The organism is Amycolatopsis sp. NPDC049688, from assembly GCF_040674975.1.
Classification (GTDB): domain Bacteria; phylum Actinomycetota; class Actinomycetes; order Mycobacteriales; family Pseudonocardiaceae; genus Amycolatopsis.
Genome location: NZ_JBFANY010000003.1, coordinates 216,586 through 228,986 on the forward strand (window position 1 = coordinate 216,586; position 12,401 = coordinate 228,986).

Annotated in this window: 11 protein-coding genes and 1 pseudogene; 5 read left to right on the top strand and 7 right to left on the bottom strand. The window is 71.3% G+C overall.

The genetic code is table 11. The annotated features are described in order from the left end of the window. Positions 1–104 precede the first annotated feature (104 nt). From AB0J55_RS12200 to AB0J55_RS12215, 4 genes and pseudogenes are all read right to left on the bottom strand, one after another. Positions 105–956, bottom strand: coding sequence for an SAM-dependent methyltransferase (locus tag AB0J55_RS12200; RefSeq protein ID WP_364248169.1), 852 nt, complete (start codon positions 954–956; stop codon positions 105–107). 717 nt (positions 957–1,673) lie between these two features. Continuing rightward, positions 1,674–3,050: pseudogene (locus AB0J55_RS12205) on the bottom strand (NB-ARC domain-containing protein); the annotation flags it as partial. A 113-nt stretch (positions 3,051–3,163) separates the two neighbouring features. Then, positions 3,164–4,459 carry an FAD-dependent oxidoreductase gene (locus AB0J55_RS12210; RefSeq protein ID WP_364248171.1) on the bottom strand — a complete coding sequence of 432 codons (1,296 nt, stop codon included), beginning with the start codon at positions 4,457–4,459 and terminating at the stop codon, positions 3,164–3,166. A 105-nt stretch (positions 4,460–4,564) separates the two neighbouring features. Then, on the bottom strand, positions 4,565–4,813 hold the full coding sequence (locus AB0J55_RS12215; protein ID WP_364246557.1) for a hypothetical protein: 249 nt from the start codon (positions 4,811–4,813) through the stop codon (positions 4,565–4,567). 243 nt (positions 4,814–5,056) lie between these two features. Here AB0J55_RS12215 and AB0J55_RS12220 point away from each other — a divergent pair, with 243 nt between their 5' ends. Beyond that, the gene (locus AB0J55_RS12220) at positions 5,057–5,932 is read left to right on the top strand and encodes a fumarylacetoacetate hydrolase family protein (RefSeq protein ID WP_364246560.1); all 876 of its coding nucleotides are present in this window, start codon (positions 5,057–5,059) and stop codon (positions 5,930–5,932) included. A 212-nt stretch (positions 5,933–6,144) separates the two neighbouring features. Here AB0J55_RS12220 and AB0J55_RS12225 read toward each other — a convergent pair whose 3' ends face one another. Together AB0J55_RS12225 and AB0J55_RS12230 are read right to left on the bottom strand one after the other, a co-directional pair. After that, entirely contained in the window at positions 6,145–6,315 is a 171-nt protein-coding gene (locus AB0J55_RS12225; protein ID WP_364246563.1) for a hypothetical protein, read from the bottom strand. Continuing rightward, positions 6,312–7,493, bottom strand: coding sequence for a M20 family metallopeptidase (locus tag AB0J55_RS12230; RefSeq protein WP_364246566.1), 1,182 nt, complete (start codon positions 7,491–7,493; stop codon positions 6,312–6,314). The genes AB0J55_RS12225 and AB0J55_RS12230 overlap by 4 nt, the downstream gene beginning before the upstream one ends. Before the next feature lie 101 nt (positions 7,494–7,594). On the opposite strand from AB0J55_RS12230, the gene AB0J55_RS12235 reads away from it, so the two are divergent. From AB0J55_RS12235 to AB0J55_RS12250, 4 genes are all read left to right on the top strand, one after another. Next, positions 7,595–8,611 (top strand): Lrp/AsnC family transcriptional regulator, encoded by a 1,017-nt coding sequence (locus AB0J55_RS12235; protein ID WP_364246568.1) that lies wholly within the window; start codon positions 7,595–7,597, stop codon positions 8,609–8,611. A 148-nt stretch (positions 8,612–8,759) separates the two neighbouring features. Continuing rightward, positions 8,760–9,512, top strand: coding sequence for a cyclase family protein (locus AB0J55_RS12240; protein ID WP_364248173.1), 753 nt, complete (start codon positions 8,760–8,762; stop codon positions 9,510–9,512). After that, positions 9,509–10,324 carry a dimethylargininase gene (gene ddaH, locus AB0J55_RS12245; protein WP_364246571.1) on the top strand — a complete coding sequence of 272 codons (816 nt, stop codon included), beginning with the start codon at positions 9,509–9,511 and terminating at the stop codon, positions 10,322–10,324. The genes AB0J55_RS12240 and ddaH overlap by 4 nt, the downstream gene beginning before the upstream one ends. A 126-nt stretch (positions 10,325–10,450) precedes the next feature. Next, a complete protein-coding gene (locus AB0J55_RS12250) occupies positions 10,451–11,416 on the top strand; it encodes a LysR family transcriptional regulator (protein WP_364246574.1) in 966 nt (321 codons plus the stop codon). A gap of 2 nt (positions 11,417–11,418) precedes the next feature. On the opposite strand, the gene AB0J55_RS12255 is transcribed toward AB0J55_RS12250, so the two are convergent. Then, the gene (locus AB0J55_RS12255) at positions 11,419–12,273 is read right to left on the bottom strand and encodes a carbohydrate-binding protein (protein WP_364246577.1); all 855 of its coding nucleotides are present in this window, start codon (positions 12,271–12,273) and stop codon (positions 11,419–11,421) included. Positions 12,274–12,401: the final 128 nt, after the last annotated feature.

Consider the following 12,401-nt stretch of genomic DNA (forward strand, 5'->3'; position numbering starts at 1 on the left):
GCATGTCCGTGGTCAGTTTTGGGCTTGCCGGCCCACTAATCGCAGTGAACACAGAACGAGCAGCTCCGCCGGGCCGCAGGCGTCAGCGGCTCACAGCTCAACCACTACTTCCGGGCCACTCCGCCGTAGAGCTGTGTGCTGAGGTACGGGTCGTCCGGGATGTCGCCCGGGTCCGGTCGCCACAGCGCGCAGCCGACCAGGCCCGGGTCGATCAGCTCGAAGTCGCCGAACATCGTTTCGACTTCCTTGTAGGTGCGGGTGGTCGCCTGGTCGTGGCCCCTGGCCAGGTTGAACGTGCCCACCGCGCTGTTGATCCGGTCGCTGTCGCGGTCGCTGACCAGGTGGGAGATCGCCAGGTGACTGCCGGCCGGGACGCGGCGGCGGTACTCGGCGAGCAGCGTGTGCGGGTCGCTGGCGTCGGGGATCCAGTGCAGCACGGCGACCATCAGCAGGCCGATCGGTTCGGCGAAGTCGAGCCGGCGCACGTCCGGGTCGGCGAAGATGCCGTCGGGATCGGTGAAGTCGGCGTGCGCGATCGTGGCGTGTTCGCTGGTGCGCAGGAGCATCTTGCTGTGCGCGACGGCGATCGGGTCGCGGTCCACGTAGACGACCCGGCATCGCGGGTCGATCTCGCCGGCGATCTGGTGGACGTTGCCCACGGTGGGAATGCCGGAGCCGATGTCGAGGAACTGCCGGATGCCCAGGTCCATCAGCGTGCGGACGACCCGGGCGAGGAACGCGCGGTTGAGCCGGGCGACGTCGCGGATGCCGGGCATGATCTTCTCGGCCTGTTCCGCGGCGTCGCGGTCGGCTGGGAAATTGTGGGCGCCGCCCAGCAGGTAGTCGTAGGTCCGGGAGCTGCTGGGTTTCGTCGTGTCGATACCCGGGGGAACCCATTCCGCTACCCGGCGTTGTGTCTCGGCGAGCTCGAGCTGGACGAGGCCGGCCTCGTCCAGTGCGTTGGCTTCACCGAGCCGGTCGCCGAGCTCGCTGTGCAGGCTTCGAGCACGCGCCAGCGTCTTGGCGGCATCGTGGAAGCTGCCCAGCAGGCGCTGGAGACGCCCCAGGTCCAGTAGGGTCGCGGCTTCGGCGGTGACGTCGCCGGCCGCCTGTTCCGCGCTGACCACGGCCTGGTGGATGCGGTGGTCATCGAGCCAGTGCCCGTGTTGTTCGAGGAACGGGTGAAAGGCGCTCGCCAGTTCGGCTGCCTGCCGTATCCCGCCGTTGGCCGCACCGGAGATGATGCAGGCTCCGATGGTGGTCCGCTCCGCGCTCAGCCAGGCGATCGCCTCGCTTTCGGTCGCGAACTGCCGTGCTGGAATCGGTGCCCGGGCGGTCAGCTCGGGCCGGGACGTGGCACCGGGCACGAAACGGTGCGCCGCGCGGACGATGCCGGTGTAGTGGTCGAGGAGGCGTTCGAACGCGTCCGCGTCCGCGCCCGGGTCGGTGAGCGTCCGGCTGTAGGCGCGGGTCAGGTCGTGCAGGCGATAGCGCCCAGGGGCCGGTTCGTCCAAGAGGTGGTTGAGGTACAGCACGTCGAGGTGCTCGCGAGCGATCTCGACGGCGGTGTCGTCCAGCGCCGCGGCCGCTTCCGCCTCGATGTTGCTGCCCGGAAACAGACACAACCGCCGGAAAAGACGCTGCTGGTGCGGGTTGAGGTCGCGGTAGGAGAGGTCGAACGCGGCGGCCACGCTCCGGTTGTCGGCTCGCAGGGTCTTCAAGCGGTTCTGGGAACGGGCGAGGTCGTCGGCGAGCTGCCGGGCGGTCCAGCCGGGGTGGCTGCGCAGCCGGCCCGCCGTGAGCGAGATGGCCAGCGGCAGGTATTCGCACAGTCTCATCAACTCGTCGACGACGTCCGGATCGTGCTGCCCGGACGTGTAGCGGTCGAACATCGCGGCGGCGTCTTCGGGCGAGAGCGTGTTCAGGGAGACGCGGCCGGCGTCGGCGATCGACTCGAGCCGTCGCCGGCTGGTGATCAGCACCAAGCTGCCGGTACCGCCGGGCAGCAGCGGCCGGATCTGCTCGTCTCCGACCGCATCGTCGAGCAGCAGCAAGATGCGCTTGCCGGCCGTCTTGTCCCGCCACAGCCGGGCGCGGTCATCGACGTCGGCGGGAATGGCCAAGGTCGGGACACCCCGCAGAAGCAGCAGCGAGGCGAGTGCGTCGGTGGAAGCTACGGCGGGTTGGCCGGCGCTGTGGCCGTGCAGCTCCAGGAAGATCCGGCCATCCGGGAAATGGTGCGCCAGCTGGTAGGCAGCGTGCACCGCGAAGGTCGTCTTCCCGACCCCGGGCATACCGTCGACGACGTGAATCGCGGTGCCCAGTGTGTTCTGCTCCGCGGCGGCGGCCACGGTCGCCGTCAGGAGGTGGAGCTCGTCGACGCGCCCGGTGAAGACCGGCACATCCCTCGGCAGCGTGCTGCATGCGTCGCCGGGATCTCCGGCTCCGGCCGCGGCGCCTGGCGAGCAGGGATGGTCGGGCAGGCTGATCCATCCGGTGGTGGTGGTTTCCTTGACGCTGATCCGGACCGACCGGAAGGCCCCGATGTCCGCGACGGTGCTGTTGCGGACAACCTCGTCGAAGAACCATTCCGAAATGATCAGCGCCACCGTGCCCGGTGACCCGGCCAGCGCTGCCTTCAGCGGCGGTGCGTCGAGCAGGCGAAATGTCCGGTTGATTGCGGGGCCGGTCGCGCCCTGGTCGTCGTAGGCGATTTCTCCGGCGTGCAGCGCCACTCGCACCCGGATGCGTTCCGGTGGCTGACGATTTTCGTTGTGCCGGCGCAGCTCCCGTGCCAGGGCGGCAGGCAGAATCTCCACCAGGGGGCCTTTCGATACCTGCGCCGGGATCAGGACGAATGTGCCGTCACCGGTGTTTTCGTGGCGGCAGTCGAACCACGGCACGCGGGCCTCGTCGAAGGCTCGCCGCAGCGCATGGTCGAGGCCGTCGCGAATCGTCAGCCGGTGCGGCGTCGTCCGGTCCGGATCCCCGTAGCTCTCGATGTCGACCACCAAGATCGAGCGATGAACGAGGTGTCGTGAATGATTCATTTCGCCCCCGAAAGTCCACCGTGAGTTTAGGAGGCCCCTGGCGGAGGTACAGTCGTCCCGCGCTCAGCGGTGCCGACTGCGGGACGAATGGTCGTGAGCGCGATCGACGGCGCTCAACCCCTGCCCGCTCCTGCGGAATCGGGCGAGGGCGCGTTTGATGCAACGCTGACGCCGCGGCGGGCGGACACCGGAACTCGCTCCGGCCGCAGCCCCACTCCGACGAGATACACCGCCGACGTCCGGATGATCGGCAACCACTGCGCCACGGTCATGATCCGGCCCGGCGGGCCTGCTTGCCGCCCGGACACGAGGGGGCCGGCCAGGTCGGCGTGCATGATCCGCTGCAAGGCCTGCACCAGTACCAGCGACGGCAACCGGCGCCGCCGGATGCGGGCCAGGTCCGCCCCGCGTACCGCGCCCCGCCGCAGCTGCCCGGCCAGCAAGGTCGCGGTCGCGACGGCGTCCTGGACCGCGAGGTTGATGCCCACGCCCCCGACCGGCGACATGGGGTGCGCGGCGTCCCCGATGCACAGCAGACCCTCGGCATGCCACCGGCGCAGCCGGCTGAGCCGGACATCGAGGAGCTTGACGTCGTCCATCGACACCAGCTCCCCGACCCGGTCGGCGTACTCCGGGAGGAGTTCGGCCACGTCACGCCGGAACGCGTCGATGCCGCGGGCGCGCAGCCGGCCGTCGGTGCCCTTGCGGGCGACATACCCGATCTGGAAGTAGCCCTCCCGAGGGATGACGATCGCGAAACGTCCGCGGCCCGGCCGCCGGGTCAGCGCGCCGACCTGCTCGCCTTCCCGGCGCGAGAGCCGGAACCACCAGGTGTCGAACGGCACGGCGAACTCGGTCGTCCGCAACCCGGCCGCCGCCGGCAGCACCGAATGGCGGCCGTTGCACGCCACCGTGAGGCCGGCCCGGATCTCGCCTTCCTCGCCGCCCGGCCCGTTCGTGCGGTAGCGGACCCCGGCGACCCGGCCACCCTCGTGGATCAGCGAGGTCACCGCGGTTCCCCGTTCGAGCCGGAAACCCGGTTCCGCCCGCGCCGCGTCGGCGAGCAGATCCAGCAGGTCCCACTGGGGGACGATCGCCACGTACGGGTGCCGCACTCCCCACCGGCGCAACGCACCGAAATCCCCGATCTTCCGCACCCCGCCGTTTCCGTCCGGCAGGACGACGTCGGTGATCCGGGTCTGGGGCAACCGCGCGAACCGTTCCCCCAGTCCCAGGTCGTCCAGCAGCTGCAGGGTCGCCGGATGCACGGTGTCGCCGCGGAAGTCGTGCAGGAAGTCTTCGTGCTTCTCCAGCACCGTGACCTCGACGCCGGCCCGCGCTAGCAGCAGGCCCAGCACCATGCCCGCCGGGCCGCCTCCTACGACGCAACACGTCGTCCGCTCCACGATGCCCCGTCCCCCCGCCGAATCGCGGTCGCCACCCCCGACCGCACCCCACCACCTTCTACACCTGACGGGCCGGCGGCCTCGGGCGGCGCGGTGGGGCGAGAGTATTCAGGGCAGCTTTGCCGCACGAACGTTCCCGGCAAGCCGGTCGCGGGCCGCTCCCGGCGAGTACTCGTACCAGGAGAACGACGCTCCCCGCGGGCACCCGCCCGGCTCGTAGTCGGGGCTGTCCGGCCCGACCTGGTGCAGGGTGCGCCCGTGGTCGCCGACGGTCTCCTTGGTCAGGAACCGGCGGACGACGAGCAGGGGGCCGTGGCCGGGAACGTGGTCGTTCGCGAGAACCGGTCGAGCGGGCAAGTCGGGCTCCTTCGGGCGGTGCGGCTCGGCGGTACCCCGCCTCGCCGCGACACCACCCTGGTGCCGGCCGCACGCCGACCAGCATCGACGAGAGCGCCGGGGCGATCACCAGGCGAATGTCACGGTCCGAAGTGACTTTCGTCCTTCTGGTCCGGGAAGCGATCCGGGAGTTCCGGGCGACGGCGCTCGTTGACCCCGGACCTCCCCGTTCCGTAGGTTCGGTACCGAACGAGGAGGTCCGGGTTGAGCCACCTGGTGCGCTTCGCCGACGGAACCGGCGGCATCCGAGTCGGCCTGCTCACCGGGGAGGGGCTGCGGCCGCTCGCGGTGGCGTCGATGAGCGAGCTGCTGCGCCGGCCCGTGGCCGGGATCCGCGAGCTGGCCGAGACCGCCGGCGAGCCGGTGCCCACGGCCGGGACCCGCCTGCTGCCGCCGCTGGACGGGCGGATGGAGGTGTGGGCCGCGGGGGTGACCTACCGGCGCTCCGAGGAGGCCCGCCGCGAGGAGAGCGCCGATCAGGACGTCTACGCGCGGGTGTACCGCGCGAAGCGGCCCGAGTTGTTCTTCAAGTCGGCCGCGTGGCGCGTGGTCACCGACGGCGAACCGATCGCCGTCCGCGCCGATTCGGCCAACAACGTGCCCGAGCCGGAACTCGGCCTGCTGCTGACGGCCGCCGGGGAGATCGCCGGGTACCTGGTGGTCGACGACGTCAGCTCCCGCAGTATCGAAGGCGAGAACCCGCTGTACCTCCCGCAGGCCAAGATCTACACCGGTTCGTGCGCGGTGGCGGCGCGGGTGCGGCCGGCGTGGGAGGTGCCGGACCCGCTGTCGCTCGGCCTCCGCATGCGCATCCTGCGCGACGGGCACGAGGTGTTCGCCGGCGAAGCGAACACCGCCCAGCTCAACCGCGAGCCGGCCGAACTGGCCGAATACCTGTGGCGGGACAACGACTTTCCCGACGGCGCCGTGCTCTCCACGGGCACGTCCGTCGTCCCGGGACTCGATCAGGGGCTGCGGCCGGCGGACGTGGTCGAGATCGAGATCGACGAGGTCGGGTCGCTGCGCTCCCCCGTGGTGCTGGGCGCCGACGAGGTGCGCCGGGTGCTCGCCGCGCGCTGAGGAACCAAGCCCGATCAGACCTCCTTGACGGCCAAGCCCCACCGGTTGCTTTCCAGCGCGTCTCCGGGCACCGGTACCAGGCCCGCGCCGAATTCGGCCGAGAACTCGAACGGGGTGCGCACGGACGTCGTCCAGCCCAGGGACCGGAAGGCGCCCGCGGAATCCGGCCGGGGTTCCGCGTCGAACAGCGAGGCTGTGTGACCATGGCACCCTCAGGCTTCGCCGACGTCGTTGTCGTTGTCACCACGGTCGCCCACGAACAGGCCCCACACGAGGAAAGCGAGCACCGCACCACCGAGGATCGCCGTGGCAGGCCGGCCTTGGACGATGCCGGCGGTCACCAAGGCGGCGCCCCCGGCGAACAGCAGCACGAGGACGATCACGCCGGCACGCCCCGTCCCCTGCGCAGGGCCAGTTCGGCGAGGACGGCGGCGCCGTCCGGCAGGACCGAGTCGTCGAACTCGGCCAGCGGCGAGTGGTTGTCCGTGGTGCCGTCGCCCGCGCCGAGCAGGACGAAGGCACCGGGGATCCGTTGCAGGACCCGGGAAAAGTCCTCGCCGCCCGGCAACGGGTCGGCCAGCCGGCGGAACCGGTGCTCGCCGAGCACCGCACCGATGGTGTCGGTGACGAACGCCGTCTCCCGGGGGTCGTTGACCGTCAGGGGATATCCGTCGACGTAGGTCACCTCGGCCCGCAGGCCGTGGGCCCGCGCGATGGACTCGGCCAAGGTGATGGCGGCGTCCTTGATCCGGGCTTTGGCGGGCGCGGAAAAAGTGCGCAGCGTCGCCTCGAACCTCGCCGTGTCCGGGATGACGTTGCGCCGCGTTCCGGCGTGCAGCGAGCCCACGGTCAGGACCACCGGGTCGAAGATGTCGGACTGGCGGGTGACCAGGGTCTGCAGTGCCGTGACGATCTCGCACACCACCGGGATCGGGTCGTGCGCGCGATGCGGGCGGGCGCCGTGCCCGCCGGAGCCGACGACGGTGACCTCGAGCCCGTCGGAAGCCGCCATCGTCGTGCCGGGGCGGGCCGTGAACACCTTGTGCGGCACCGCGGCGCTGAACACGTGCAGCGCGTACGCCGCGTCCGGCGGCTTTCCCGCAGCCTCCAGCACGCCCTCGGTGATCATCGCGGCCGAGCCGTCCCAGCCCTCTTCGCCGGGCTGGAACATGAAGACCACGTCCCCGGACAACGCTTCTCGCCTCGCCGAGAGCAGGTGCGCGGCGCCGGCCAGCATGGCGGTGTGCAGGTCGTGCCCGCACGCGTGCATGGCCCCGTCGACCCGGGACGCGTAGTCCAGTCCCGTCCGCTCCTGCACGGGCAGGGCGTCCATGTCCGCGCGCAGCAACACGACCGGGCCCGGCCGGTTCGCCCGCAGCACCGCGGTGACGGAGGTCAGCGCTTCGCCGAGCGACACCTCCAGCGGCAGCCCGTCGAGTGCGGTGAGCACCTTTTCCTGGGTACGCGGCAGGTGCAGGCCGATCTCGGGTTCGGCGTGCAGCCGGCGGCGCAACCGGACCAGGTCGTCGCGGATCGCGGTGGCGTCTTCGTACACGGACATCAGGGGCCTCCTCAGGCGTCGCGGTGCTTCTTGCGGAGAATTCCGGCCGATGTCACGGTTAAGGTCGGAATTCCCGATTTCGCTCACCAGGACGGCCGTACATGCCGGATGTGCTCATCCCCGACGAGGTCGATCTGAAGCTCGTGCACGCGCTGCAGGCCGCTCCGCGCGCGACGTGGCACGAAATCGGCAGGGTGGTCGGCGTCGACCCCGGTACCGCCACGCGGCGCTGGCAAGCCCTCGTCGAGGCCGGATCGGCCCGGGTCACCGCCTATCCCGACGTCCGGCTGTGGGCCCGGGACCACTGCAACGCGTTCGTCGAACTGGATCTCCAGCCGGCCGCCCGCGCGCACGCGGTGGAGGTGCTGTCCCGGATCCCGCAGATCGCCTCGATCTCGATCGTCAGCAGCGGCCGGGACCTCTTCCTGACCGTGCTGACCCCGGATCTGGCCACGCTGTCCCGCCTTGTCCTGCACCAGCTCCAGCGGCTGCCCGGCGTGCGGGGAACGCGAACCCACGCCATCACCACCGTCTACGGCGAGGGCAACCACTGGCGGCTCGACGCCCTCTCGCCGCAGCGGCGTGCCCCCGTCCCGCTCGGAACCGGAACCCGGCCCGTGTGGAAGGACCACCACCGGACGGTGCTCCGCGCGCTCGAGGACGGACGGAGCACCGCGGCCGACATCGCGGCCCACACGGCGAAAAGCGGGTCCACCGTCCGCCGCTGGCTGACCGAGATGATCGACGGCGGGCTGCTGTCCCTGCGCTGCGAGGTCGCCCAGCCCATCACCGGATGGCCGGTCGCCGCGACGTTCTGGGCCCGCGTACCCCCCGACGAACTGCACCGGACCGCCACCGCGCTGACCGAGCTGCCGGAAGTCCGGCTGTGCGCGGCCACCACCGGAGCGGACAACCTCGTCATGACCCTGTGGCTGCGCTCCCTCGGCGATGTCCAGCACCTGGAAGCGGAACTCGCCGGAAAGCTCCCCGCACTCACCCTGACCGACCGCGCCGTCACCCTCCACGCCGTCAAGCGCATGGGCTGCCTGCTCGACGACACCGGCCGGATCACCGGCGTGGTCCCCATCGATCCCTGGGCCCCGACGGTGCCGCAGTGAGGCCCGAGCGCAGGAGTGACAGCCACGATTGGAGCAAGCCGTCGGCTGGGAAGTAGCGGAATCGAGTCCCACAATCATACTAACGGGTTGACCTCACAGGCCACCATGGACACGGAATGTCGGCCACCGCATCCTGAACAGCGTGTCAATGGGGCCGAAGACGTCACGGGTTGTCGACCTGACGCACGCGTTCGGCCCCGATGTGGCGGGGTCCGAGGATTTCGCCGGGGAGCGCCGCGAGCAGGCGCTCAGCCTTCAGCGGGACGGGTTCGACCTGCAGCGGCACCACATCCCGGGTGCCTGGGCGACCCATGTGGACGCCCCCGCGCACATGCGTGCGGGCGGGCGCACCGTGGACCAGTTGCGGCCGGACGAACTGGTGCTGCCACTGGTGGTCATCGACCTGTCCGCCGAGGTGGCCCGTGATCCGGGTACCTGCCTGGACGTTCCGCACATTCTGGACTGGGAGCGTCGGTACGGCCAGGTGCCGCGAAAAGCCTTCGTGGCTTTCCGGTCGGACTGGTCGAACCGGTGGCCGAGCCAGGACGCGATGCGCGGCCGTGAGCCCGACGGCCGTGTCCGGTCACCGGGATGGACCGTGGCCGCGATCGATTTCCTGGTGGGACAACGGGACACCACGGCCTTCGGCCACGAGACGATCGACACCGACCCCGGCCGCCGAGTCACCTCCGACGCCGGCGGATCCGACGCCGAGGAGGTCGCCGGCCGGCAACACCCGGCGGAGGCCCGGATCTTCGAGCACAACCGCTACCAGGTGGAGATGCTGGCGGCCCTGTCCGAAGTCCCGCCGCTCGGCGCCACGGTGGTCGTCGGTGTCGGCAAAGCCCGCAGCGCCACCGCGTTTCCCGCCCGCGTGCTGGCGTTGGTACCGGACGCATGAGCCGGCACTACCTGATGTGCGCTCCGGTCCACTTCGACGTGACCGAGAAGAGCAATCCCTGGATGCGGCCGGACCACGTGGTCGACCGGGAACGCGCGATGGCGCAGTGGCGCACCCTGGTGGACGTCTACGAGCGCCTCGGGCACCGGGTGAGCCTGCTGGATCCGGTGCCGGGCCTGCCGGACATGGTGTTCACCGCCAACGGCGCGGTGGTGGTCGGCGGCCGGGCGTTCGTGGCGCGGTTCCGCAGTGCCACAAGACAACCCGAGTCCGCAGCGCACAAGCGGTGGCTGGAATCGGCCGGCGCCTACACCGTCGCGATGTCCGAAGGGATCGGTGAGGGAGAAGGCGACTTCCTGTTCACCGGACGGCATGTCCTGGCGGGCACCGGCTTCCGCACGGAACACGCCACGCACCTGGAGGCTCAGGAGTTCCTCGGCTACCCGGTGATCTCCCTGCGCCTGGTCGACGAGTGCTTCTACCACCTGGACACCGCCCTGCTGCCGCTCGACGCCGACACCGTCGCCTACTATCCCGGCGCGTTCTCGGCAGGCAGCAGGCGTCTGCTCGAGCGCCTGTACCCGGACGCCATTCTTGCCACCGCGGAGGACGCCGGCAGCTTCGCCCTCAACGCGATCTCCGACGGCCGCCACGTCGTCCTCCCTTCCGGCAGCACCCACTTCGCCGACCAGCTGCACGACCGGGGCTATGAACCGATTCCCGTCGACCTCTCCGAATTCCGGGCATCCGGCGGCGGCCCCAAATGCTGCACCCTGGAACTACGCCCGGCGGACGGCACACCGGCCGGATGACACCGGAGGCATTTGCCGCGCTACCGATGGCCCGTCGCCGGAGTAAGGGCTGACCGTGTCCGGGCAGACCGTACCGTCCGACTCGAGTCGGATGTCCCCGCTGATCAAGGCGCCTACAGTGGGAGCGTGGAGCTGGAACTGCGCCACCTGCGCGCGCTCGTGGCCGTGGCCGATGCGCGGAGTGTCAGCCGGGCGGCCCGGCTTCTCCACGTCTCGCAGCCCGCCCTCTCGGGGCTTCTGCGGCGGGTCGAACGGACCGTCGGCGGGGCGCTGTTCGTCCGGTCCCCTCACGGGTGCGTGCCCACGCGGCTCGGTGCCGACGTCGTGGCCGAGGCGCGGGCCGTGCTGGCCGGGGTGTCCGCGCTGACCGAGCGGATCGGGGAACGGCGGGCGCCCGCCGGGCCGGTGCGCGTCGGCGGGTACTGCGGTTTCCTGCACCTCGCCGTGTCGCGCTGGCTGCGGGAACGGCCGTGGAGCCACGGTGTCAGCGTGCACGAGGACCCGGACGAGTCCGCCACCCTCGCCCAGCTCGCCGCCGGCGGCCTGGACCTCGCGCTGGTCTACCTGCCGCCGCTGCCCGGCTCCGTGATCCCCGACGGCGTCGAAACGCTGGTGGTGCACCCCCGGGAGCCGGTTTTCGTCATCCTCTCCCCCGACCATCCGCTGGCCGGGACCCGCGCGGTGCCGTTCGCCGGCCTCGGCGAGCACCCGTGGGCCGACGACCCGCCGGGCACGACGCGGTGGTCGGCGTACCTGCAGCGGGTGTGCCGCAGCCACGGCGTGGCCCTCGACCAGCCGCACCGGCCGCAGTGCCTGGCGACGCTGCTGGACCTCGTCGGCGCGGGCATGGCCGTCGCACCCGCGCTGGCGACGCGCCGGGACCGGCCCGGGACCATCGCCGTGCGGGCCATCGAAGGCGCACCCCTGTGGCAGGAGCTGCGCCTGTGCTACCGGCCGGGCACGCCGGTGGCGGCGCACGCCGAGGAGATCCACGCCGCCGTCGTCGCGTGCTACGCCGGCCGGCAGGGCTGCAGTGCCGCGTTCGACACCTGGTGGCACGCGGGCGGCCGCGAGCTCCTGCCGGCCGGCTGAGCTCAGACGGTGACGCGCCAGGTGCTGTTCGGCGACGGCACGTCGAACCGCAGGGTCGAGCAGTCGTAGTCGGCCGGACGCGGGTTCGCCGTCGGGCGCAGCGGCGAGTTCGACGGCGACGCGTCGACCCAGCGGCCGCCGATCCGCAGCTGCAGCGAGCTCGACTCGAACACCGCGCCGCGCGCGTCCGAGCAGTAGTAGGCGCTGCCGGTGGCGGGATTGCGGGTCGAATAGAGCTCGAAGATGTCCCAGCCTTCGTTCAGCGAGCTCTGGTCGCTGCCGCTCTGGCTGAACAGCGTGTCCCACGCGCCGGTATTCACGTTGCGCAGCGACGCCGTCCAGCTGTTGCCCGACGAGCCGGTCCGCACCTCCTGGACGGTGTAGGCCGGGTGCCCGTTCACCGTGCTGGTGTAGGTGGCCAGGAAAGCGCTGTCGATCGGGACGACCTTCGCCGGCGACACCGAACGGCACCAGTCCCAGGCCCAGACCTGCGCGGCCTCGCCGAGCCCGTACGCGGTCACGACTTCGATGCACGAATGGCCGGTGGGCTTCATCGTCGGGGCGTAGACGACGTCGGAGGTGTTGGAGATCCGCAGGCCCGGCGTGATGCTCTGGGTCACGACCACACCGTCGGCGCCCGAGGACAGCTGGGGTTCCGGACCCCAGAACGTGTGCCGCTGCGCCAGGGAATCCGCCTGGCGCAGCTGGCGGAACTTCTCGGCCATCGGCCCGGCCGCGGCCTTGGCGGCGGCGCCGGTCAGGCCGGGCACGGCGCCGCCCGGTGCCGCGGACACCGGGGCGGTCACCGCGATCGTGGTCACGAAGGCACAGCAGAGAACGGCAAGCAGCTTCCGCATCGGCGCGTCTCCCTCGTCACGGGGCGGCCGGGTGCCCGCCCACGGGATCCGGATGCTAGGACGGGTTTTCCGTTGTGCGGCACCGACTTTCGGCGGATCGACGGCATCGCGGCCGGTCGGCGGCGGTA